This is a genomic window from Serinicoccus marinus DSM 15273 (assembly GCF_008386315.1).
GTDB lineage: Bacteria > Actinomycetota > Actinomycetes > Actinomycetales > Dermatophilaceae > Ornithinicoccus > Ornithinicoccus marinus.
Window position 1 is genome coordinate 1928359 of record NZ_CP043808.1, and the last position, 23348, is coordinate 1951706.

General features: G+C 68.3%; 24 protein-coding genes and 1 tRNA gene. 10 read left to right on the forward strand and 15 right to left on the reverse strand.

The genetic code is table 11. The features are described from left to right. Positions 1–2: 2 nt before the first annotated feature. Positions 3–1463: an RNB domain-containing ribonuclease gene (locus tag FU792_RS09025; protein ID WP_022925562.1), complete on the reverse strand. Its 1461-nt coding sequence runs from the start codon at positions 1461–1463 to the stop codon at positions 3–5. Positions 1464–1511: 48 nt separating this feature from the next. Between FU792_RS09025 and FU792_RS09030 the strand changes: the two genes are divergently transcribed. Then, a complete protein-coding gene (locus tag FU792_RS09030; RefSeq protein WP_022925563.1) occupies positions 1512–2258 on the forward strand; it encodes a YaaA family protein in 747 nt (248 codons plus the stop codon). Between the two features lie 49 nt (positions 2259–2307). On the opposite strand, the gene FU792_RS09035 is transcribed toward FU792_RS09030, so the two are convergent. From FU792_RS09035 to FU792_RS09055, 5 genes are all read right to left on the reverse strand, one after another. Beyond that, positions 2308–2619, reverse strand: a complete 312-nt coding sequence (locus tag FU792_RS09035; protein WP_022925564.1) for a hypothetical protein — start codon at positions 2617–2619, stop codon at positions 2308–2310. Between the two features lie 135 nt (positions 2620–2754). Continuing rightward, positions 2755–3501: a histidine phosphatase family protein gene (locus FU792_RS09040; protein WP_022925565.1), complete on the reverse strand. Its 747-nt coding sequence runs from the start codon at positions 3499–3501 to the stop codon at positions 2755–2757. After that, a complete protein-coding gene (locus FU792_RS09045) occupies positions 3498–4235 on the reverse strand; it encodes a zinc ribbon domain-containing protein (protein WP_149814706.1) in 738 nt (245 codons plus the stop codon). Before FU792_RS09045 ends, FU792_RS09040 begins: the two co-directional genes overlap by 4 nt. Next, on the reverse strand, positions 4232–5137 hold the full coding sequence (locus tag FU792_RS09050; RefSeq protein ID WP_022925567.1) for a Nif3-like dinuclear metal center hexameric protein: 906 nt from the start codon (positions 5135–5137) through the stop codon (positions 4232–4234). Before FU792_RS09050 ends, FU792_RS09045 begins: the two co-directional genes overlap by 4 nt. Before the next feature lies 1 nt (position 5138). Then, positions 5139–5211 (reverse strand) — tRNA-Val (locus FU792_RS09055). A 206-nt stretch (positions 5212–5417) separates the two neighbouring features. Here FU792_RS09055 and FU792_RS09060 point away from each other — a divergent pair. Both FU792_RS09060 and FU792_RS09065 read left to right on the forward strand, forming a co-directional pair. Next, positions 5418–5825: a hypothetical protein gene (locus tag FU792_RS09060; RefSeq protein ID WP_022925568.1), complete on the forward strand. Its 408-nt coding sequence runs from the start codon at positions 5418–5420 to the stop codon at positions 5823–5825. After that, positions 5812–6318, forward strand: coding sequence for a hypothetical protein (locus FU792_RS09065; protein WP_149814707.1), 507 nt, complete (start codon positions 5812–5814; stop codon positions 6316–6318). Before FU792_RS09060 ends, FU792_RS09065 begins: the two co-directional genes overlap by 14 nt. A gap of 97 nt (positions 6319–6415) precedes the next feature. Here the strand turns inward: FU792_RS09065 and FU792_RS19210 are convergent, their stop codons facing one another. The 8 genes from FU792_RS19210 to FU792_RS09110 all read right to left on the reverse strand — a co-directional run bounded on the left by FU792_RS19210 (position 6416) and on the right by FU792_RS09110 (position 13160). Next, complete coding sequence (locus FU792_RS19210; RefSeq protein ID WP_033418982.1) at positions 6416–6859, reverse strand: HNH endonuclease; 444 nt, start codon at positions 6857–6859, stop codon at positions 6416–6418. An 80-nt stretch (positions 6860–6939) separates the two neighbouring features. Beyond that, the gene (locus FU792_RS09075; RefSeq protein WP_338101115.1) at positions 6940–7545 is read right to left on the reverse strand and encodes a phage major capsid protein; all 606 of its coding nucleotides are present in this window, start codon (positions 7543–7545) and stop codon (positions 6940–6942) included. Between the two features lie 764 nt (positions 7546–8309). Then, on the reverse strand, positions 8310–9509 hold the full coding sequence (locus FU792_RS09080; protein WP_149814709.1) for an AAA family ATPase: 1200 nt from the start codon (positions 9507–9509) through the stop codon (positions 8310–8312). Next, a complete protein-coding gene (locus FU792_RS09085; RefSeq protein ID WP_149814710.1) occupies positions 9506–9700 on the reverse strand; it encodes a hypothetical protein in 195 nt (64 codons plus the stop codon). Before FU792_RS09085 ends, FU792_RS09080 begins: the two co-directional genes overlap by 4 nt. A gap of 825 nt (positions 9701–10525) precedes the next feature. Then, a complete protein-coding gene (locus FU792_RS09095; protein WP_084485209.1) occupies positions 10526–10858 on the reverse strand; it encodes a histone-like nucleoid-structuring protein Lsr2 in 333 nt (110 codons plus the stop codon). Positions 10859–10894: 36 nt separating this feature from the next. After that, positions 10895–11917: a tyrosine-type recombinase/integrase gene (locus FU792_RS09100; protein WP_022925571.1), complete on the reverse strand. Its 1023-nt coding sequence runs from the start codon at positions 11915–11917 to the stop codon at positions 10895–10897. 317 nt (positions 11918–12234) lie between these two features. After that, on the reverse strand, positions 12235–12711 hold the full coding sequence (locus FU792_RS09105; protein ID WP_028131123.1) for a peroxiredoxin: 477 nt from the start codon (positions 12709–12711) through the stop codon (positions 12235–12237). A 2-nt stretch (positions 12712–12713) separates the two neighbouring features. Beyond that, positions 12714–13160 carry a DUF3052 family protein gene (locus FU792_RS09110; RefSeq protein WP_022925573.1) on the reverse strand — a complete coding sequence of 149 codons (447 nt, stop codon included), beginning with the start codon at positions 13158–13160 and terminating at the stop codon, positions 12714–12716. Positions 13161–13283: 123 nt separating this feature from the next. Here FU792_RS09110 and aceE point away from each other — a divergent pair, with 123 nt between their 5' ends. Further along, positions 13284–16037 (forward strand): pyruvate dehydrogenase (acetyl-transferring), homodimeric type, encoded by a 2754-nt coding sequence (aceE, locus tag FU792_RS09115; RefSeq protein WP_022925574.1) that lies wholly within the window; start codon positions 13284–13286, stop codon positions 16035–16037. A gap of 8 nt (positions 16038–16045) precedes the next feature. Here aceE and FU792_RS09120 read toward each other — a convergent pair whose 3' ends face one another. Beyond that, a complete protein-coding gene (locus tag FU792_RS09120) occupies positions 16046–17092 on the reverse strand; it encodes a glycerophosphodiester phosphodiesterase family protein (RefSeq protein ID WP_022925575.1) in 1047 nt (348 codons plus the stop codon). A 48-nt stretch (positions 17093–17140) separates the two neighbouring features. Here FU792_RS09120 and FU792_RS09125 point away from each other — a divergent pair, with 48 nt between their 5' ends. The 6 genes from FU792_RS09125 to FU792_RS09150 all read left to right on the forward strand — a co-directional run bounded on the left by FU792_RS09125 (position 17141) and on the right by FU792_RS09150 (position 23313). Beyond that, positions 17141–18304, forward strand: a complete 1164-nt coding sequence (locus FU792_RS09125; RefSeq protein ID WP_022925576.1) for a PucR family transcriptional regulator — start codon at positions 17141–17143, stop codon at positions 18302–18304. A 136-nt stretch (positions 18305–18440) separates the two neighbouring features. Next, positions 18441–19370: an ACP S-malonyltransferase gene (locus FU792_RS09130; RefSeq protein ID WP_022925577.1), complete on the forward strand. Its 930-nt coding sequence runs from the start codon at positions 18441–18443 to the stop codon at positions 19368–19370. Between the two features lie 47 nt (positions 19371–19417). Beyond that, the gene (locus FU792_RS09135) at positions 19418–20446 is read left to right on the forward strand and encodes a beta-ketoacyl-ACP synthase III (RefSeq protein WP_022925578.1); all 1029 of its coding nucleotides are present in this window, start codon (positions 19418–19420) and stop codon (positions 20444–20446) included. An 80-nt stretch (positions 20447–20526) separates the two neighbouring features. Further along, the gene (locus FU792_RS09140) at positions 20527–20775 is read left to right on the forward strand and encodes an acyl carrier protein (RefSeq protein WP_022925579.1); all 249 of its coding nucleotides are present in this window, start codon (positions 20527–20529) and stop codon (positions 20773–20775) included. 127 nt (positions 20776–20902) lie between these two features. Further along, on the forward strand, positions 20903–22162 hold the full coding sequence (gene fabF, locus FU792_RS09145) for a beta-ketoacyl-ACP synthase II (protein WP_022925580.1): 1260 nt from the start codon (positions 20903–20905) through the stop codon (positions 22160–22162). A gap of 29 nt (positions 22163–22191) precedes the next feature. After that, positions 22192–23313 (forward strand): glycosyltransferase, encoded by a 1122-nt coding sequence (locus FU792_RS09150; RefSeq protein WP_022925581.1) that lies wholly within the window; start codon positions 22192–22194, stop codon positions 23311–23313. Positions 23314–23348: the final 35 nt, after the last annotated feature.

A 23348-nucleotide genomic window follows, 5' to 3' on the forward strand; every position in this document is an offset into this window, starting at 1 on the left:
GCTCACCCGTCGTCCCGGCCCACGATCCGCAGGTCCACCTCGCCGGCCAGGATGTCGGCCCGCTCGACCCGGACCGTCACCGCGCTGCCGAGCCGGGCGCTGCCGGTGGCGACATCGCTGACCGGCGGGTCGAGCAGCTGCACCCGGACGCGGCCGCCGTCGACCCCGTCGACGACGACTGCCTCGAAGTCCGCGCCGACCCGGTCGCTCAGCACGGCCGCCTCGACAGCGGTCACGCACGCCCGGTCGACGGCCTTGGCGCCGCGACCGGTCTCCTCCATGAGGTCGGGCAGGTCGGGCAGCGCCGCGCGCGCCCAGGTCGGGACGTCGCGGCCCCCGCTCAGGGCCGCGCACACCGCGAGCCCGAAGCGGTCCACGAGCCGGCGCAGCGGCGCGGTCACGTGGGCGTAGGGGGCGGCGATGGCCGACTGCACCTGCTCGTCCTCCGGGGGCAGCTCGCCGTCGAAGGCGGTGTAGCCCGCGCCACGGAAGAGGAAGGTCGCGGCGTTGACGATGGCGAGGTGACGGGTGTCGCCCTTGTCCAGCGTGCGGAGGAACTCGCCGTACGGCATACCCTCCGGCCAACTGGCGCCGAGCGCCTCGACCTCCCGGCGGAAGCGGGCGACCGCGCCGTCGGTCGGCTCGGGCATCGTGCGCAGGATGCCCACGCCGCCGTCGAGCATGATGCGGGCGGCGACCATGCCGGTGAGCAGCGAGATCTGGGCGTTCCAGTCCTCGGCGGGCAGCAGCGGGCGCAGTGTGAGGTCGTACTCGCACTGCTCGCCCACCCCGACCTCCTGCTCGGGCATCGGCAGGCTGGCTCCGCCGCGGTCGATCTCGCGGGCGATCCGCAGCTCACCGACCTCCTTGAGCAGCAGCAGCGTCTCCTCCGCCTCGCCGCCGTCGACCAGCCCCTGCACCTCGTCGTAGGTGTAGCGCCGGCGCGAGCGCACCATCGCGCGGTAGAGCTCGGCGCTGCTGCGCTCCCCCTGCGCCGTGAGCCGCATGTCCCAGAGGTATGCCGGTCGCACGGCGTCCGGGAGCAGGCTCGCCGCCTCCTCGCTCAGGGCCGGCGGGTGCAGGGGCACCCGCGTGTCCGGGCAGTAGATCGTCTGCCCGCGCAGCCGCGTCTCCGCGTCCAGCGCACCGCCCTCGGCGAGGAACGCGGGGACGTCGGCGATGGCATACCGCACCCGGTAGCCCTCTCCGTCCCGGGTGATGTGCATCGCCTGGTCCAGGTCCATGGAGCCCGGCGGGTCGATGGTGATGAGCTCCAGGGCGGTCTCGTCGCGCTCCGGGAGCTCGGGCGCGGCGACGCCCTGCTCGACCTCGGCCAGCGCTGCGTCCGGGAAGGTCTGCCGCACGTCGAGGTCGGTGCGGATCTGCTCGAAGGCCTGCGTGAGCAGGCGCCCCGTGTCCGACGCGGACGGGTCGCAGGCGAGGGTGGTTGCGCGTTCGACCATGGCCGACACCCTACGTGTCGCCACCGACACCTGACCTACCCTGGCGCGGTGCTGATCCTGCTCCCCCCGTCCGAGACCAAGGCGACCCGGACGCGGGGCGCGCCGTTGCGCTGGGAGCGGCTCAGCGCCGCTGGGCTCACCACGGCACGGCAGCAGGTGGCGGACGCGCTGCGCGACGTGAGCGCGGCTGCGGACGCCCCCGCGCGCCTGGGTGTGAGCCCCAACCTCACCGACGAGATCGGGCGCAACACCCGGTTGCACGACGCCCCCACGCTGCCGGCCCGCGACCTCTACACGGGGGTGCTCTACGACGCGCTCGACCTCGGCTCGCTCGACGCCGCCTCCTCGCGTCGCGCCGGCGCCCGGCTCCGGGTCGTCTCCGCGCTCTACGGCTCGGTGCGCATGACCGACCGGCTCGCGCCCTACCGCCTGTCGATGGCCGTCAACCTCCCGGGCACCGGCCCGCTCGCGTCGTTCTGGCGCCCGCTGCTGGACCCGGTGCTGTCGGCCGAGGCGGGGCGCGGGCTCGTCGTGGACTGCCGCTCCAGCACGTATGCCGCCGCCTGGGCACCCTCCGGGCGCCTGGCCGAGCGCTGGGTCCAGGTGCGCGTGCCGGGCGCCACGCACATGGCCAAGCACACCCGCGGCCTCGTGGCGCGGGCGCTGTGCCAGAACTCGGCCGACCCGCGCCGGCCGGCCGCGCTCCTCGACCTGCTGATGCCGACCTTCGAGGTCGCACTGCACGAGCCGTCGCGCACCGGCGCGCCGTGGATGCTCGACGTCCAGCCGGCCTGAGCAACCGCGGCCCGCCCGCACCACCCGACCGAGCGTCGCGAATGGTTGCTTAGGGCCGGCGGGCGACGACGCTGAGCGCCACCGGCACCTGCGAGCGCCATGGCTCGGGCAGCACCCACGCGTCTCCCTCGACCGTCATCGACGGGTGCTGCGGCCACGGCAGGTCCTGGTGCTCGCCGACGGACACGACCTGCAGGCCGGCATCGACGAGCGCCATGAGGATCTCGGAGACGGAGTGGCTCCACTCGACGTTGCGCGGCTGGGTGATCGCGCTGGTGTCGCCGTCGGTGTAGGTCACCCCGTCGTCGTGGGTGAAGACCTCGCCCTCGGGGAGCGGGAAGTAGCCGTATGCGGGCGTCATGACGGCCGGGTCGGTGTCGAGCGAGGAGGCTCCTGAGTGACGAACCGGCTCCCAGACGCGGCTCGGCCCGGCCAGGGCAGACAGGTGCAGAGCGGGCAGGTCAGGCCCGGGCAGGCCAGGCCGGTCGCGATGAGATCAGGTCAGGTCGTGCAGGTGGTGCGTGTCGTTGACGAAGGCCACCTGCATCCCGCCGTCCGGCCAGAGCTCGACCGCGCTGAGCGAGGCAGGGCCGGTCGCGATGCTCCAGCCGCGCTCGTGGTCGACGCCCAGGAGCCGGCAGAGGACGGACATGATCACCACCCGGTGCGTGGCGACGACGACGGTCCCGCCCCCGGCCACGGCACGGTCGAGCGCCCCGGCCACCCGCTGGTCCAGCTCGCGACGGGACTCCCCACCCGGCCGGGAGAAGTCACGGTCGCTGCGCAGCCGTGCGAGATCCTTGGGGGACTGCGCCGCCAGGGCGGGCATGGCCCGACCGTCCCAGTCGCCGAAGCCCTGCTCGTCCCAGTCGCGGTCCACGTCCGGCTCCACGCCGAGCGCGCGGGCGACCACGTCCCCCGTCTCGCGGGCCCGGGCCAGCGACGAGGTCACCACGCGGGGCGGGCCGTGCTCGGCGCGACCCAGGAGCGCCGCGACGGCACCGGCGGCCGCCTCGGCCTGACGCCGTCCCTGCGCGTTGAGGCCCGGGTCGGCTCCCCCGCGCCCGTCCATCCGGTGCTGCACCGTGAAGTCGGTCACCCCGTGCCGCACGAGGACCAGCCGGGTCGGCCCGTCCAGCACCGGGACGGTCTCGTCCGACAGATAGGTCTCGACCTCGGCAGCCGTCCCGCCGTCCCCCTCGCCCCCGCCGTCCGGTGGCCCGACGGGGACGCGCGCCGTCACAGGCCGGACTCCGCCGTCCGCACCAGGATCCGGCCGCACTCCTCGCAGCGGACGACCTCGTCCTCGGCAGCCGCCGCGATCCGCCCCAGGTCGACCGCGTTGAGCTCCAGCCGGCAGCCCCCGCACCGGCGCTGCTGCAGCGTCGCCGCGCCCGACCCGGTCTGCGCCCGCATCCGCTCGTAGAGCGCGACCAGCTCGTCGGACAGGTCGGCCACGATGGCCTCACGCCCCGCGGCGACCTGCTCCCGCTCGGCGGCGATGCCCGCCGCCTTCTCGTCACGCACCGCGCGCAGCTCGGTCAGGCGTGCCGCGTGCTCGTCACGGGCCGTGGTGGCGCTGCGCTCGGCCGCCTGGGCCTGCTCGACCCGCTCCATGACCTCGAGCTCCTCGTCCTCGAGCACGCTCTGCCGGCGGCCGAGCGACTCCAGCTCGTGCTGCAACCCCTGCAGGTCCTTCGCGCTCCCGGTGCCGGCGTCCAGCCGCTGCTGGTCCCGGGCGGCGCGGTCGCGCACCTGCTGCACGGCGGCCTCGGCCTTGGCGACCTCGCGCTCGAGGTCGCCGACCTCGGTCCCCGTGCGCACGACGGCAGCCTCCAGCCCGGGCGCCTCGCCCTCCATCCGGGTGATGTCGACCTGCTCGGGCAGGCTGCGCATCCGGTGGTCCAGCTGGGCCAGGGTGGTGTCGAGCTCCTGCAGCTCCAGCAGGCGCGCCTGCATCTGGGGGGAGGCCTTCACGTCAGTGCTCCTCGCTCGGGTTGATCGGGGGCGTCGGGTCGGAGGAGGCGATCATCGCACCCGACGACGAAGTCCCAGGGGTCGGTGCGCACCGTGGACAGGTCGACCTGGACGTCGAGCCGGCTGCGCAGCAGCTCGCGCAGCCCCGGCAACCAGAGCCACTCGCTGGCCCAGTGACCCGCGTCGACGAGGTAGGGCGTGGGCGCACCACCGGCGCGCTGCGCCGCGCGCGCCTCCTCCCGCGCCTCCAGCGCCGGGTGGTGCCGCAGGTCGGCGGTGACGTAGACGTCGGCCCGCGCCCGCCGGACCGCGGCGAACTCGCCGTCACCCGCCCCGCCGAGCAGCGCCACCCGCGAGACCTGACCGTCGGGGTCGCCGCTCACCCGCACGCCCCCGGCACTGGCGGGCAGGGCCGCGGCCAGCCGCTCGGCGAAGGCGCGCAGGGTCACCGGTTCGGCCAGCTCGCCCACCCGTCCGAGCTCCTGGTCCTCGCTCACCGTCAGCGGTTCGGTGGCCGCGAGCCCGCAGGCGCTCGCGAGGGCCTGCCCGACCCCCGGGTCGGCCACGTCGGCGTTGGTGTGGGCGCAGTAGAGGGCGACGTCGTTCACGAGGAGCTCGGTGACGGTGGCCCCCTTGGCGCTGGTCGTCGCCACCGAGTGGATGCCGCGCAGCAGCAGCGGGTGGTGGGTGATCACCAGGTCGGCGCCCACCGCGACCGCCTCCGCGACGACGTCCAGCGTGGGGTCCACCGCGAGCAGCACGCGCCGCACCGGCTGCTCGGGGTCACCGGCGACGAGGCCGACCTGGTCCCAGGACTGCGCGGTCGCCGGGGGGTAGAGCTGCTCCAGGACGGACACGACGTCGGCGAGCCGCACGTCGGCTCCAGGTGCGGTGGCGTTCACGTGGGCCCGGCCGGGCTCGAACCGACGACCTACGCGGTGTAAACGCGCTGTTCTACCTTCTGAACTACAGGCCCAGACAGTGCGCTGACCTGCATCTATGCCGATCCAAGCCCGTCCCAAATATTGAGACTTTCGCCAAGATGCGAACCAGATGCGAACATCAGCGAACCGCGACACGCACGATACCTGATTCTTGGCCCGCTCCCGCTGTTTGCACCCGTTCGCAGCGCGGCGGTGCGCCTGCCCGTCACGACCGCCCCTTCTCACTAACGTTCCTCTTATGGACGACTACTGGACGCAGGTGCTCGCTGGCCTCACGGTGTTGCTCGTCGTCTACGTGCTCCGGGAAGCCCGAAGCCTGTGGCGCTTCTGGCAAGACGGAGCGGGCCAACGCGCAGATGAGGCGTTGGAAAAGGCCCGCACCGAGCCAAACACACACATTGCACGGATGGTGGAGCGTTCGGCGGATCAGACATCACACATGATGGTCTTCGTTGCCTCTGTCACCGGCACCATCTACGCCGCGATTTTGCCAGGCCTACTAGCAGAGGTTTCAGCATACGTCCTAAGTACCATTGCCGTGCTGGCCGTACTTGCGACCTTCATCGACCAAAGATCAATCGCGAAACTATCGCGCCTTATCGCTACAGCCGAGAACATGAAGGAAAAAGACGGTGGAAGCGCCTGACCCAGTGTGGTGGTGGTTAATAACTGCGCTATTCGTCCCGCAACTTGTCGCGCTGCTGATCGTGGCGATGAATCACCGTGGTCAGCGGACACGGGACCACCAACAATGGCTGCGCAACAAGCGCCTAGAGGTCTACACTGAGGCGCATGCCTTTTCCTGGATGCTCACGGACAAAATGCTTGATGGGAAGACGCTGACGAAATCAGACTGGGAAACCCAAAGGCGAATCGAAGCCGCAATTTCCTTGGTGGCATCCTCGCCGGTTCAAGATTATTGGCGCGACACAATCATCCGTGGACAAGGTGTGGACTGGGGCTTGGATAAGTCCATACCGCCTCCCAAACCACACCCGCCAATGAGCGAAAGGGCAAAAATGAGAGAGGCGCGCATAGATGCTTTCATCAAAGCCAGAGATTTGACTGAACGACTCATGGTAGATGAGATTCATGCCACCAAGCCCCCAGCGCCTGGTCTTCCAACGGTTGAGAGATAGAGGTACTATTTGGGTTATGGCCCCGGTGTGTATTTATCTTCACCTCACCGTGCTGTGAAGCCAATTCGGCTAAGCGGGGTGCATACCCAGGGGTCAATCAAGCCCAATCTGGTTTCGGCTGTTCGATCTTCATAATGTCATCCGCACCAAACGTCACAAGAAAATCATCATCCGACATATAGTACCCGCAATACGGTAGATAGACATGGTGCCTGTGGAAGTACCTCATCCATCGTGTCTCGTATGGAAATATCCTTTGTGGGTACTCATCTGATCCGTACCTCGACTTGATGACCTTTGGCTGCCTGCCTTCGCGCTTGCTTGCATTGCATCGTGCATGCACCAATTGACAATTGTCCTCATCGAACTCTGCTCCCCCTTTGGATACCGGAATGATGTGATCGACTTGCGGGCCGAAAGGATGGTTGCCCGGCAATGTCATATTGACTCTGGTCAGACACAAAGCGCAAAGATCAGTGTTGACGTCCCTGAGGAACTTCTTCCTAAAATTGATCCATTCGTTTGTTGCTGTTCTGCTCATTCATCCTCGCTCTTTTCTCTCGCTCTGAATTGGATTTGACCTACCCCCGGCAGAGCGAGTCGCCGGGGGTAGGTGCTTGGTCACGCTGCGGTGCTGATGCGCACGAGGCGGTTACCGTGAACAACGGTCCAGCCTGAGCGGAAGTCAACGCGGATCGCGACGGCATCCCTGTTGAATGCGTAGTCGTTGCTGCGCGCTACGCGCACCTGACCTGCTGCGCTGACGACGGCAGTCGTAGACCCAACCAGGATGCTGTCTGCTGGCATGGCGTTGGTGACGTGGACTGGAAGCCCATAGAGCACCGGCTCTGCCATGAGCGGCACGTTGGAGCCGGTCCCGGCCTTCAAGGCTGCGAGGTCTGCCATAGCGGACGGTGCGGCCAAGATGTAGTCGGCATTCGCTCCTGCCTCCGCAATCCCCCACACGGCTGCTGACAGGGCGTCCAGGTTGTCCCCTAGCGCTCCCCCATCCGTGATACCGGCGTCGTTCAGCATGCCTGCTGGCGCTGCTGCGTTGCCTAGTAGGGCGGCGTTGGCCTTGTTGGAGAGGTGCGTGCCAGTTCCCCGGCAGTAGGTCACTGGCGCTGTTGCGGTCCAACTCGTTGGACACGATGACCAGCGCGCCGACCTTGTGCGTGTTGACGACAACTTCTGAGAGTGCGCCTTCCTGCTCGGTGAACTCTGCACCTTCGGCTACGAACTCAGTATCAACGTCATTGACGGTCGGCACTCGCAGGGAAACTTCGTCTCCTTCGACGGCACCGGCGACCGTGGTGATTTCCGAGATTAATAGATTTGGCAGCACATCTGCTGCTACGAAGCCTTGCACATCGGGTGCCCAGGCTTTGCCACTGTTTGTGGTTGTGTTTGTCATTATGGATTTCCTTTACTTTTCGAAAGTTTAACGTCGCAATGGACGGGCAGGCGTAGCCTGCCTTCAACCTTCGCTTTTCAAGGACAAATCGAAGTCTAAACCGGACGTCCGTGGTTTTGTCAAAACCAAGTGAAAACTACCCATGCATGTGGTGATACAACTAGAGGCGGGGAGCCGAAGCCCCCCGCCCCCAACAAAAAGAGAAATGCTAGATATTAGCCAGCATTCGCCTGATAAGGCTAACTCTATTGTATCACGATTCTTGCAATTGGGTGGTCATTCACAATCCCTTCCCATCCATTCATGGTTCATTGGATAAGCGTGAAACGCTTTGTGAATGTCAACCATCGTCAGGCCTTCGTTTAGCAATGACTGCTCCCAATTCTCGACGTCGTTATCAATCATTTGTGAGATAACGAATCCTAGACGTTCATAATTCATAGTCCTACCTCCTTTCTCGCGCAACGCATCTCTACAGCGATATGCCGCCATTTGGCTGCCAGGGTCACGTATAGAGCGTCGCCAGGACGATCCGCGTACAGCCTGAACTGCTCATGCCCAACACACGCGGCGCAGGTCATGCGCCCTCCCCCTCGTCGCGGAAGTCGTCGATGTTCTCCCACACCCACAGCCCTCGTGACGGGCTGGTGAAGTTGCAGACGTCCAGCGCGCTACGTACGCGCTCCCAGTTGCGAGCGTCATGCTTGGCGTGAGCGTTCGCCTCGCGCAGCCCTAGGGCTACGACAATCTGAGCGGTCGTGACCGGCTCAGACCAGTCCAGGGCTAGCAGCATGCCTATGCGGGCGTCTCGCGCCCGTGTGAGGCCTTCCAGCACCACCTTGGGGACTCGGTGACCAATCTCGTCCGTGCCAAACGCTGCGTGCAAGTCACCAGCTTCAACGGGCCGTACCCTCAGGACGCGCTCGTGCTCCCACTCCTCGCCCGTGGCGTTGCCCGTGCCGACGATGGTGTGAACGCGGGTGCCATCGTGGCGGCTTACATTGAGTCGAAGCGCGTGGCGTGCGCGGTCGAACCGGCCCGTGCTTCCCTTAATCTGTGAGTTATCACCCTTCTTTGTGTGGGTGACGTCGATGAAGGCATCCTTCTCGCCCAGAGCGGACTCAATGTCTCCGATAAGTAGTTTCCAATGCTGATTCTGCACCGTGTCAGTTCCGCCATAGACTCGGAGCCTTTGGCTCGGGATGGACCCTTGGATATCCTCTGTGATGTAAAGCGTTGGAATTCCGTCCCCACGCAAGCGTTCAATAATTCCTACCAAGTCGAATTCGACTATATAGGCTTGATCGCCCGACCCGCTGCGCTTCTTCTGCTCATATCGAGCGGCAAACTCATTTGTGATTCCGTTCAGATCGAAGGTCTTATAGAGGTTGATCAAAGTCTCTTGCTCGGCATTCGATTCTTTGAGAACGAATCTCTTTGCTTCTTCGCTCGCATCCCAATCAAAGGCATGCATGTTTTCCAACTTGATGGGCATAGCGTCGAAGTATGCGATGCGTTGCGGGTCAAAATTGTGAGCAGCGGCGTAGACCCGTAGATCGACGGGCGTAGTCTCTTGTCCTGGCGAGACAAAGACGATTCGCTCAATTCCTCCTTCGAGCGCCTTGGGAATAATATGCCCGGCAATGAATGTAGACTTTCCGGCTCCCTTGTCGCCATAGAGCAGATGATACCGACCCTGTTCCAAACAGCCCGGAATAATCCAGGTGCGATTGGGTATTGGAATGTTGGGGATGATGTATTGGGTAAGGTCTGTCATTCAGATTTCACCTTCACCCATGTGCCGTAGCCCACCCAGACGGCGGGGTAACCGATCTGCCTGAGCCTTGTTTCAATATTTCGCTTCATGCCACTGCTGTCCGCAAGATAAAGGGCTTCCGCCATGGCAGGCGTGCCTGCCGTCTCATTATTCGCAAACAGGGCATCAAGTCGTGCTTCTAGTATTTCCATATTCGATTCTCCTTAATGTATTTTGCCCTTTCAAGCAATGAGTCCATTGTAGCATGAAGTCGACGTAGTGACCAAACTCTACGAAGTATTCTTGGAATTATTAGAGAATGCTGTCTGCTGCGTCATGTATGGGGGTGACAAGGGTGATAGTGGTGATAGCCGCATGAAAACAAAGGAAGCGAGGGTGATAGCAAAGGTGATAAGGGTGATAGGGATAGATGGTAACCCATTAGAGGGTGTTGGACTATCAAAGCAAAGAAAGATCACCCACTCGCAAGACAAAGGCTCAAGAAAAGGTAAAGTCTCTAAATCCATCTATCTCCGAAAACCCTTACTGGATTAGACAATCTTCTCTTTGCCTACTGATTCCGTTTAACATCCGCCAGGCTTGGCTTATCACCCTACTATCACCCAGGCATTTCGCATAAGACCGGGGTTATCACCCTTATCACCCTTGTCACCTAGGTATAGGTGGGTGATGCCGCCTTATTGCCCTGTGCTTGCTATAATAGGAATGGATGATGTATTGGGTTGTCATTAGGCGCGGGAAACCGCGTCTTTGGCATTTATGGGCACACTATCCCTTTGTCCAGGAATGTCTATCGCTGCGGTCTGGTCGTGACGTCGGATTTTTCACATTCAGTACAAAACACATTGCTTGACATTAGCGTAAAGTATGTTGATATTGTCTCTGTAACGGATGATGAATAAGTGACCGCCCTAGACCGCTCTAGGGCCTCAGAAGTCGCTCAGAAGGGCGTACAGCGGCCTATTTGGGCACAAAGAACTCCCCCAGCCTTGCGACTAGGGGAGATTCTTCGGTACTCAGTGCGCGGCGTCGTACTCCGCGATTACGTCCGCGCTAATACGGCCAACGTCGCTCACATCCTTGCCCTGCTCCTTTGCCCACCTTCTGATTTCCGGAAGGTCTGGTCGCGAAGCAGTCTTGCGGCTAGACGTGGTTGGGGTGCTACCTCGGTTACTCTCGCGCTCCGCTCCGTCCAGCACCGGATCAAGGAAGTCCGTCATCTTCTTCATGCCCTTATCGGACAGATATAGGTTGTAGGTCGCTCCCTGCCAGGAGAGGGTGACCGGCTTGACACCTTCCGGCAGGTCTTCTCCGGTCACGTCGCAAACGTAGGTGACTTTGCGTCCCATGTGTTGATCCTCTCGATAGTCCGTCTCAGCGCGACTCTAGCCGATCCCCTTGTTCAGAGCATCCATGAACGCGCTGTCGTCGCTGGGGAAGTACCCCGCGTACTGGTTCAGGGTGAACGCAGCGTTGGTGTGTCCAGCCCAGGTCTTGATCCGTGGCAGGTCTGCTCCGAGCCTGATCCAGTGAGTGATAGCGGTATGCCGGAGGTCATGCACGCGAGGATGCTTCTCGTCCAGGCCTCGCTCTGCGCGCTCGTCGTTCCACTTGCCTACGGCGTTCTTGAAGGTTCGCTCCCCAAAGTTGCTGACGTGAATCTGTGCTCCCCTACCCCCGGTGAACACGTAGTCGCCTGGGAAGCGCAGCATGTGCTCAGCAAGCATGGCCGTCACCTTGGAGGGCAGCGGCACCGTCCGCATGCCTGCATCGCTCTTGGGGCGTCCTGACGCCTTCTTGCCGCCTTTACCTACCGTCACGGTGCTGTCCACCCTGACCGTGCTAGCGATGGGGTCAATGTCTGAGCGCACAAGGTCTAGTGCTTCGCCCACTCGCAAGCCTCCATAGGCCAGTAGGTAGACCAGTGCCCGGTAGCGGGGCAGGATGCACGAGGCAAGGTGCTCAATCTCGTCATGATCGAGAATCACCATGTCTGCTCGTACGGCCTTGGGAAGCCGGATGCCCCGGCAGGGACTCAGAGTCAGCACCCCGGCAGTGACGGCAGCATCCAGGCTTGCGCTCAACTCCCCATAGTTGCGTCGCACGGTGGCCGGTGAGCCGGTCTGCTTGGTCACCCAGGTCTGCACGTCCGGCTGACTGATCCGCTGCACCGGCAGATGCCCGAAGGTCGGCAGCAAGTGAACCCTGGCGATGCTCTCTGCTCGGATGCGCGAGGACTCCCGAAGGTCGGGACGGTGCTGCATCCAATTGGCGTGCCAGTCGGCATAGGTGAGTCGTCTGTTGGTGGGGTCCAGCAGCGTGCCCCTGGCGGTGTCTACCTCAACCTCTGCCTTGAACGTCAGGGCGTCCCGGTGAGCCTTGAACGTCCGCTGCGCGTTGGTGCCCATCGGTGTCCGGTAACGCACCGTCCAGCCCTTGCCCCGCTGATGCACTGATGCCATGTTGCTACCCGTCTGTGCGTAGGTCGTCAGACCCCAAGCATGGCACGAGCGCGAACAACATGCGAACACCGAACCCGCAGTACGTCCCCGCAGGTCACAGTCTTGGAGAATCGTAATATGTTGCTATAGCCCCTTTGACCTGCATATTTATGGTTTTTGCGATGCTGGTCGGACCCCCCTGCCACGCACGACCTACGCGGTGTAAACGCGGCGCTCTACCAACTGAGCTACAGGCCCCTCTCCCGAGGGAGTGTGCGTCATTCTTACAGGTCGCGCACGGCCCGGTGGAGCGCGCCGATCTCGCGCGCCTCGCCGGGCGGGTGCACGAGGTTCCAGCGCACGGTCATCGTCGGGTCGACGAGGAAGGTGCCGCGCACCGACATACCGGACTCCTCGTCGAAGACGCCGTAGGCCCGCGCCGCCTCGCCGTGCGGCCAGAAGTCGGACAGCAGCGGGAAGCGGTAGCCCTCGCGCGCCGCCCAGGCCCGCAGCGCGTGCATCGGGTCGCAGGAGATGCCGTAGACCTGCACCCGGTCGTTGACGAACTCGTCGACGTTGAGCTGGATCTCCAGCAGCTCGCCGGTGCAGATCGAGGAGAAGGCGAAGGGGTAGAAGACCAGCAGCGCGTGCCGGTCGCGCACGACCTCGGAGAGGGTCCGGGTGGCGCCCTCCTGGTCGACCAGGCTCAGCTCCGGGGCGCGCTCGCCGACCTGCGGGTATGCCGACCCCGTCACGCTCACGCTCACTTGCGGCCCACCAGCCGCTGGCCGATCCAGCCACCGAGGTTGACCGCACCCGAGGCGACCATCGAGCAGGTCGTGCAGGCGTCCTGGACGTCGGCGGCCGGCACCCGGTCCTCGCGCCCGGCGCCCGGGGTGAGCAGGACGATCGAGCCGCCCTCCTCGAGCGTCGTCAGGGTGTCCATGAGCTCGTCGGCCAGGTCGCCCTCGCCGTCGCGCCACCACAGCAGCACGACGTCGACCACCCCGTCGTAGGACTCGCCCTCGACCGGGCTGCCCACCACCTGGGCCGCCGCGTCGCGGACCCCGGGCTCGGTGTCCTCGTCGTCGCCGTACTCCACGACGATCTGCTCCTCGCGCAGCCCCAGCTTGCGCATGAGTCCCACCAGGGGGTCGGTCCCCTGGTCCTCGCCGTCGGCCTGCTGCTCCGTCCTGGTCTGCTCGTCCATGGTGTGACAAGACAAGCACGCGGCCCGGCGTGAGGCAAAGGCAGCCCGCACCCGGGCGGCGGACGCCACGTCAGTGGTCGTGACAGACTGGAGCGGTCACCCCCTGAGGAAGGATCAACCCTGATGACGCAGGAGCGCTCCACTGGCCCTATCTTGAACGGCCTCCCGACCCAGGTCCCGGACTCGGACCCCGAGGAGACGCAGGAGTGGCTGGACTCGCTGGACGCGGCGATCGACAGCGGCGGTCGGCAGCGTGCTCGCTACCTCATGCTCCGGATGCTGGAGCGCGCGCGAGACTCGCAGGTGGGCATCCCCTCCCTCACGACCACGGACTACATCAACACCATCACCCCGGAGCAGGAGGCGACCTTCCCCGGGGACGAGGACATGGAGCGCCGCTACCGCGCCTGGGTCCGGTGGAACGCCGCGGTCATGGTGCACCGGGCCCAGCACCCGGACATCTCGGTGGGCGGGCACATCTCCACGTATGCCTCCCAGGCCACCCTGACCGAGGTCGGCTTCAACCACTTCTGGCGCGGCCGCGACCACGAGGGCGGCGGCGACCAGGTCTTCTTCCAGGGCCACGCCTCCCCCGGCATCTACGCCCGGGCCTTCATGGAGGGTCGGCTCACCGAGGCCGACCTGGACGGCTTCCGGCAGGAGAAGAGCAAGGGCCTGCGCGACGACGTCCGCACCGTCCCCTCCTACCCGCACCCGCGCTCGATGCCCGACTTCTGGCAGTTCCCGACGGTCTCGATGGGCATCGGGCCGATGAACGCGATCTACCAGGCGTCGTTCAACAAGTACCTCCACAACCGCGGCCTCAAGGACACCAGCCAGCAGCACGTCTGGGCCTTCCTCGGCGACGGCGAGATGGACGAGCCGGAGTCGCGCGGCCTGCTGCAGGTGGCCGCCAACGACGAGCTCGACAACCTCACCTTCGTCGTCAACTGCAACCTGCAGCGGCTGGACGGCCCGGTGCGCGGCAACGGCAAGATCGTGCAGGAGCTGGAGAGCTTCTTCCGCGGCGCCGGGTGGAACGTCATCAAGGTGCTGTGGGGCCGCGGCTGGGACGACCTCATCGAGAACGACACCTCCGGCGCCCTCGTCAACCTCATGAACACCACGCCGGACGGTGACTTCCAGACCTTCCGCGCCAACGACGGCGCCTGGATCCGGGACCACTTCTTCGGGCGCGACCCGCGCACCAAGGAGCTGGTCAAGGACTGGAGCGACGAGGACATCTGGTGGCGGCTCAAGCGCGGCGGCCACGACTACCACAAGGTCTTCGCCGCCTACCAGGCCGCGATGAACCACACCGGCCAGCCGACGGTCATCCTGGCGCACACCATCAAGGGCTACTCGCTGGGCACCCGCTTCGCCGGTCGCAACGCCACCCACCAGATGAAGAAGCTCAGCCTGGACGACCTCAAGGCCTTCCGCGACAGCCTCAAGATCCCGATCACCGACGAGCAGCTCGAGGCCGACCCCTACGCCCCGCCCTACTACCACCCGGGTCAGGACGACGAGGCGATCCAGTATCTCCAGGAGCGGCGCCGCGCCCTCGGCGGCTACCTGCCCAAGCGGGAGCCCGCCCGCACGGCGCTCCCGCTGCCGGCGGAGAAGGTCTACGACGTGGCCAAGAAGGGGTCGGGCAAGCAGGAGGTCGCCACCACCATGGCCCTGGTCCGCATCTTCAAGGAGTGGATGCGCGACAAGGAGTTCGGCAAGCACATCGTGCCGATCATCCCGGACGAGGCCCGCACCTTCGGGATGGACAGCTTCTTCCCGACGGCCAAGATCTACAACGTCCACGGGCAGAACTACACCTCGGTCGACGCCGACCTCATGCTCGCCTACAAGGAGTCCGAGCAGGGCCAGATCCTGCACGTCGGGATCAACGAGGCCGGGTCGGTGGCCGCCTTCAGCGCTGCCGGCACGTCCTACGACACCCACCAGGTGCCGATGGTGCCGTTCTACATCTTCTACTCGATGTTCGGCTTCCAGCGCACCGGCGACGGCATCTGGGCCGCGGCCGACCAGCTCGCCAAGGGCTTCATGATCGGCGCGACCGCGGGCCGGACGACGCTCACCGGAGAGGGGCTGCAGCACGCCGACGGCCACTCCCCGCTGCTCGCCTCGACCAACCCGGCGGTGGTCTCCTACGACCCGGCCTACGCCTACGAGCTGGCGCACATCCTCCCCGACGCGCTGGAGCGGATGTACGGCGAGAACCCCGAGGAGCTCATCTACTACCTCACCGTCTACAACGAGCCGATGCACCAGCCGGCCCAGCCCGAGGACGTCGACGCCGAGGGCATCGTCGCCGGGATGCACCGGATCGCCGCAGACGAGCCGCAGGAGGGCAAGCACGTGCGGCTGCTCGCCTCGGGCGTCGGGGTGCCGTGGGCGCTGGAGGCAGCCGAGCTGCTCCGCGAGGACTGGGGCGTGACCTCCGACGTGTGGTCGGTCACCTCGTGGTCGCAGCTGCGGCGCGAGGCGATGTCCTGCGACGAGGACGCCTTCCTGGACCCCGACGCCGAGCGCCGGGTCCCCTACGTCACCCGTCGCCTGTCCGAGGGCACCGGGCCGGTCATCGCGACGAGCGACTACATGCGGGCGGTGCAGGACCAGATCGCCCCGTGGGTGCCGGAGGACTACTACTCCCTCGGTGCCGACGGCTTCGGCTTCGCCGACACCCGGGCCGCGGCCCGCCGGTTCTTCCACATCGACGGCCCGTCGATGGCGGTCAAGGCGCTGCAGATGCTCGCCGACCGCGGCGAGATCGACCCGCAGGTCGCCAAGGACGCGGCGGAGAAGTACCGCCTGCTCGACGTGACGGCCGGCACGTCCGGCAACGTCGGCGGCGACGCCTGAGGCTGCGCTCAGCCCCCGAAGGCCCTAGGGTCGCGCACCGCCTGCACCACGAGGTCGGGATGGTCGGTGAAGATGCCGTCCACCCCGGCCGCCAGGTGCGCCCGCACCTCCGCGGCCAGGTCGCCGTGCTGGCGGTCCGGCCCCGGTGAGCCGTCCGGTCCGGTGCTGCGCAGCGGCGTCGGCAGGAAGCGGTTCTCCGCGCGGAAGGTCCACGCGTGGACGACCAGCCCAGCCGTATGCGCGTCCGCGACGAGCGAGGTCGGCTCCCCCAGCGCGCCCTCCGGGGTCCGGGGCAGCACCATCGTCCTGCTCGGGCCCACGCCGGTGAGGACGCCCTCGAGACCGCGCAGCCCCTCCGGCGACAGCAGCTCGGCATACGTGAGCCGCTCGCCGGCCGCCACGAGGTCGGCCGGCACGTCGTCGAAGGCGGTGGCCAGGAGCACTTGCCGCAGCGGTGACCCCAGCCGCTCCCGCAGGGTGCGCAGGCTCCCCGGCTCGAAGCACTGCACCCACACCGCCTCACGGCCCTCCTCCCCCAGCAGACCGCCGGCCTCCAGGTCGGCCAGCAACCGCTCCTCCAGCGGCAGGCCGGCCGCCGCGAGGTGGGTGGGGTGCTTGAGCTCGACGTAGAGCCCGATCCGCCGGCCGAGCTCGTCGCTCAGCCGCGCGCGCAGCTCGATGATCTCGGCGAAGGTCGGCACCGGCCACTCACCGTCGTGCTCGGTGCCGCGCAGCGCGGGCAGTCGCTCGCGGGCACGGACCGTGCGCAGCTCCTCCAGGGTGAGGTCCTCGGTGAAGACCCCGTCGACCTCCTTGCCGTCGACCACCGCCCGGCGTCGGCGGGCGGCGAGCTCGGGGTGGTCGGCGACGTCGGTGGTGCCCCAGATGTCGTTCTCGTGCCGGGCCACCAGCACGCCGTCCCGGGTCGGCACGAGGTCCAGCTCCAGGTGGTCGGCACCCTGCCGGGCCGCGAGCTCGTAGGCCGCGAGGGTGTGCTCGGGGAGGTAGCCGCTGGCGCCGCGGTGACCGAGGACGAGGGGTGCGGTGGTCGGCATACCCCGATCCTGTCCCATCGGGCGAGCACGCGGCGCTAGGCTCGCGCGGTGCCCCCGTCCACACGAGAGAGCCTGCCCCGCCGCGCGGGCGAGCTCGCCACCCGTGCCACCGGGCGGATGGAGGCCGAGCACCAGTGGTTCCGCGAGCTCGGCGCCGCGGACCGGTCCTGGGTCGGGCTCGTCGCCCAGGCGGGGATCTCGGCGCTGCTGGACTGGTATGCCGACGGCGCCCGCACCGACCCGCCGGGGCAGGTCTTCGCCGCCGCGCCGCCCAGCCTGGCGGGCACGATCACCCTGGCGCAGACGCTCGACCTCGCGCGCACCGCCATCGCGACCGTGGAGGACGCGGTGCCCGAGCTGGTGACGGCGCAGGAGGCGCCGGCGCTGCGCGAGGCGGTGCTGCGCTACGCGCGGGACATCGCCTTCGCCGCCGCCGAGCTGTATGCCCGCTCCGCCGACCACCGCGGCGGCTGGGACACCCGGCTGGAGACCCTGGTGGTGCACGCGGTGGTGCGTGGCGAGGCCAACGACGCGATGGCCTCGCGGGCCGCCGAGCTGGGGTGGGAGGGCGTAAGCGACGTGGCGGTCGTCGCGGGGGTCCTGCCCGCCGGCGACCCCACGCCGGTCGTCGCGGAGCTGCGGGCGGCAGCCGGAGCGCTCGGCCTGCGGTGCCTGGCGGCCGGTCACGACCGACGCCTGGTGTGCGTCCTCGGGGGGACGACCGACCCCGCGGCCGACGCGCTGCGGCTCGTGGACTCCTTCGGCGAGGGCCCGGTCGTGGTCGGGCCCCGCGTGCCGCACCTCTTCGCCGCCGGGCGCAGCGCCCGGGCCGCGCTCTCCGGGGTCGACGCCGCACCGGCGTGGACCGGCGCGCCCCGGCCGGTGGCGGCGGACGAGCTGCTCCCGGAACGGGCGCTGCTCGGCGAGGGCCCGGCGCGACGCGTCCTCGTGGACCGGGTCTACGTCCCGCTCCGAGACCACCCCTCGGCGCTGCTCGACACGGTCCAGGCCTACCTCGACCAGGGGATGGTGCTGGAGGCCACCGCCCGGCTGCTCTTCCTGCACCCCAACACGGTGCGCTACCGGCTGCGCCGGGTCGGCGAGGTCGTCGGGCTCGACCCGCACACCGCGCGCGACGCCTGGGTCCTGCAGGTCGCCCTGGCCCTCGGCCGCATGGGCAGCGGCCCGCGCCTGTGGCGCGGCGGCCGCTGACCCACCCCCGTCGAGAGCCGACCGGACACCCCGTGTGTCGGCCGGTAGGGCTTTGGATGATGTGCACAACGAAGGACCCCGATCATCGTGCGTCTTGGTGTCGCCCGATGGAGGGTCTCACCGGCAGAGTAGGGGCGTGCTCGTCATCGTCGCGCCCGGACAGGGCTCTCAGACCCCCGGCTTCCTCGCCCCCTGGCTCGAGGAGCCCTCCGTGCGGGGGCGGGTCGACGCGCTGGCCGCCGCGGCCTCGCTCGACCTCGTCACCCACGGCACCACCTCGGACGCGGAGACCATCAAGGACACCGCGGTCGCCCAGCCGCTCATCGTCAGCGCCGGCCTGGCCACGCTGCCGCTCGTGCTGGAGGGCGCGGACCTCCCCCGGCACGTCTCGGCCACCGCCGGCCACTCCGTCGGGGAGATCACCGCCGCGGCGATCGCGGGGGTCCTCACCCCCGACGACGCCGTCGGCTTCGTCCGCGAGCGCGGGCTGGGCATGGCCGAGGCGGCCGCCCTCACCCCCACCGGCATGGCGGCCGTGGTCGGCGGCGACCCCGACGAGGTCGCCGAGGCCCTGGAGCGTCACGGCCTGACCCCCGCCAACATGAACGGCGCCGGCCAGGTGGTCGCCGCCGGCACGACCGACCAGCTCGGCGCCCTGGAGCAGGACGCCCCGCACCGTGCCCGGGTGATCCCGCTGCAGGTCGCCGGCGCCTTCCACACCCACCACATGCAACCGGCCGCCGACCGCCTCACCCGGCACGCGGAGACGCTGCGCCCGCAGGACCCGCGCATCCCGCTGCTGTCCAACGCCGACGGCCGGGTCGTCGCCGACGGCACCGAGGTGCTGCGCCGCCTCATCGCTCAGGTCGCCGGGCCGGTCCGCTGGGACCTCACCATGGAGGCCTTTATCGACATGGGGGTCACCGGGCTGATCGAGCTGCCGCCGGCGGGCACGCTGGTCGGTCTCGCCAAGCGGGGTATGCGCGGGGTCGAGACCCTGGCGCTCAGGACCCCCGACGACCTCGAGGCCGCGGCCCGCATGGTCCGCGAGCACGGCACCGCCTGAGCACCACGACCGCCCGCCCCACCACGCATACCCAGGAGGATCCGACCGTGAGCACCCCCACCCTGTCGGCCCCGACCACGCTGCGCCACGCCCGCATCCTCGGCCTGGGCGGCTACCGCCCCGAGCGGGTGGTCACCAACGAGGAGATCCTGCAGTTCATCGAGTCCAGCGACGAGTGGATCCGGCAGCGCTCGGGCATCGTCACCCGGCGCTTCGCGCGGGACGACGAGAGTGTCGTCGACATGGCCGAGGCCGCCTCGCGTCAGGCGCTGGACCGGGCCGGGCTCGAGCCGGGCCAGGTGGACGCGGTGCTCATGGCGACCGTCACCCACCCGCTGCAGACGCCCGCGGCCGCCCCGATCCTGGCGCACCGGCTGGGCATCGAGGACCCGGCGGCGATGGACCTCTCCGCCGCCTGCGCGGGCTACTGCTACGCCATCAGCCTGGCCAACGACATGGTCCGGGCGGGGACCGCCGACACCGTCCTGGTCGTCGGGGTCGAGAAGCTCTCCGACTTCACCGACAAGCACGACCGCGGGTCGGCCTTCATCTTCGGCGACGGCGCGGGCGCGGCGGTCGTGGGCGTCTCGGACCGCCCCGGCATCGGGCCCACGGTCTGGGGCAGCCTCGGCGACCGCGCCGACGCGATCACCCAGCGCGAGTCGTGGACCGACCTGCGGCCCGAGATGGAGGCGGAGGGCCGCGAGGCCGGGATCGCCTGGCCGGCCTTCGTCATGCAGGGGCAGACCGTCTTCCGCTGGGCCGTCTTCTCGATGGCCCCGGTGGCGCAGCAGGCGGTCGAGGCCGCGGGCATCACGCCGGCGGACCTCGCCGCCTTCGTCCCGCACCAGGCCAACATGCGGATCACGGACGCGATGGTCAAGGCGCTCGACCTGCCGCCGCACGTCCCGGTCGCCCGGGACATCGCCGAGACCGGCAACACCTCGGCCGCGTCCATCCCGCTGGCGATGAGCCGCATGCTCGACGAGGGCGAGGCGCCGCACGGCGGCCTGGCGCTGCAGATCGGCTTCGGCGCCGGGCTGGTCTACGCCGCCCAGGTCGTGGAGATGCCCTGAGCGCGGCACACTGACTCCCGTGGCCCGGCGGGTGAGCAACGATCCGGGTCGGCAATGGTCCCAACGCTAGGAGGAAGCACATGGCACGCAGCGAGCAGGAGATCCTCGAGGGTCTGGCCGAGATCGTCAACGAGGAGACCGGGCTGGAGGCCGAGGAGGTCCAGATGGACAAGTCCTTCACCGAGGACCTCGACATCGACTCCCTCTCGATGATGACGATCGTCGTCAACGCCGAGGACAAGTTCGGCGTCCGCATCCCCGACGACGAGGTCAAGAACCTCACGCACGTCAAGGACGCGGTGTCCTACATCGCCAACAACCAGGGCTGACCGGACCGACCCGCCCGACCCGGCGTCGCCCAGGACGGCGCCGCCGGGTCGGCCAGCCCGCGGCATATCCTCGAGGTAGCCGCCACCATCCTTCTCGACCGCCGAGCAACCCAGGAGGCCGCCGCCCATGACCGACACCACCCAGACCTCGCGCCGCGTCGTCGTGACCGGCCTCGGCGCGACCACGCCCGTCGGCGGCACCGCACCGCAGACCTGGGAGGCCATCACCGCCGGGCGCTCGGGCATCGACACGCTGACCCAGGACTGGGTCGCCGAGCACGAGCTGCCGGTGACTTTCGCCGGGGCCATCCACACCGACCCGCTGGAGACGCTGGCCAAGGTCGAGGTGCGGCGCAACGACCCCTCTGGGCAGTATGCGCTCATCGCGGCGCGGGAGGCGTGGGCCGACGCCGGCGCCCCGGAGCTGGAGCCGGAGCGACTCGGCGTCGCCATCGGCTCCGGCATCGGCGGCGTGCACACGCTGCTCAGCCAGTGGGACGTGCTCAAGGAGAAGGGCCCGCGCCGGGTCTTCCCGCTCACCGTCCCCATGCTCATGCCCAACGGCCCGGCGGCCGCGGTCTCGCTCGACCTGTCCGCCCGCGCCGGCGCGCACTGCCCGGTCAGCGCGTGCGCCTCGGGCGCCGAGGGGATGGGCCTGGCCCTCAACATGATCCGCACCGGCCGCGCCGACATGATGGTCGCCGGGGGCACCGAGGCGGCGATCCACCCGGTCTGCATCGCCGCCTTCGCCGCGATGACCGCCCTCTCCGGGCGCAACGACGACCCGCAGGCGGCCTCGCGCCCCTACGACGTGGGCCGCGACGGCTTCGTCATGGGCGAGGGTGCCGGCGTCATGGTGCTCGAGGCCGAGGAGCACGCCCGGGCCCGTGGGGCGCGGATCTACGCCTACCTCGACGGCGTCGGCATGTCCTCCGACGCCTACCACATCACCGCGGGCGAGCCCGACGGCGCCGGCGCCGCGCGGGCCATGGAGGAGGCCGTCGCCGACGCGGGTCTGGCCACCGACGACATCGCCCACATCAACGCGCACGCCACCTCGACCCCGGTCGGCGACGTCGCCGAGACCAAGGCGATCCACCGGGCCTTCGGCGGGCATACCTCCGACATCGCGGTGACCGCGACCAAGTCGATGACCGGCCACCTGCTCGGCGCGGCCGGAGCGCTGGAGGCGGTCCTGACGGTGATGTCGCTGCACCACCGACAGGTGCCGGCGACGATCAACCTCGACGAGCAGGACCCGGAGATCGACCTCGACGTGGTCACCGGCGGGCCGCGGGCGCTGCCGGAGGGTCAGGTCGCGGCCCTCAACAACGCCTTCGGCTTCGGCGGTGTCAACGTCGCGCTGACCTTCACCTCGGCGTCCTGAGCGCCCTGGCGGCATAGGCGGCCCGCGTCATGCACATCCTGCGCGTCGCCAACTTCGTCAGCCCCACCTCCGGCGGCATCAAGACCGCGCTGCGGCACTGGGGCCAGCTCTACCAGCAGGCCGGGCACCGGGCCTCGCTCATCATCCCGGGGCCGGGCCCGGAGATCTCCGAGGAGGAGCAGGGGCTGGTCTACCGCGTGCCGGCGCGACCGGTGCCGGGCACCGGCTACTCCCTCATGTGGAGCCGGGTCGGACTGGCGCGGCTCATGGACGCGATCGCCCCGGACGCCCTCGAGGTGTCCGACCGGTCGACGACCCGGTGGATGGGCCGCTGGGCCCGGCGCCGGGGCATCGGCTCGGTGATGATCAGCCACGAGAACATGACGGGCATCATGGTGCGCCGCACCCCGGTGCCCGAGCGGCCCTCGCACTGGGCGGCCGACGTCATCAACCGGCTCAGCGCGCACGACTACGACGCCATCGTGTGCCCGAGCCGCTTCGCCGCCGAGGAGTTCCACCGCAACGGGCTGGCCGCGGAGGTGGTGCCGCTGGGGGTCGACGTCGACGTCTTCACCCCGGTGCGCGAGCTCACCGACGGGCCAGTGCCGGGACAGGACGGGCCGATCCGGCTCGCCCACTGCAGCCGGCTCTCCCGGGAGAAGAACCCGGCGCTGTCCATCGAGACGGTCCGCGAGCTGGTGCGCCGCGGGCACGAGGTGGAGCTCACCGTCTTCGGCGCCGGGCCGATGCTGGACGAGCTCGTCGCGCGGGCGCGGAACCTGCCGGTGACCTTCCACTCCTACATCACCGACCGCCGTGAGCTGGCGGCCGAGCTGGGTCGCGCCGACCTGGCGATCTCGCCGGGGCCGCTGGAGACCTTCGGGCTCGCGGCGCTGGAGATCCTGGCCTGCGGCATACCGGTCGTGTGCTGCGACGAGGGCGCGCTGCACGAGGTCGTCGGCGACGGGGGCGTGGTGAAGCCCTCGGCGCCCGCGGCCTTCGCGGACGGCGTCGAGGAGCTGCTGCGGCGGCGGCACGCGCGGGCGCGGGCCCGGGCGGCGGCGGAGCGGTTCAGCTGGCCGGTGAGCGCAGGTCGGATGCTCGACGTCCACACGGCGGTGGCGGCGGGGCGGCCTGGACCGCGCGACTGAGGGGACGGCGCTGCCTCACAGGCGGCCGCGCCGGT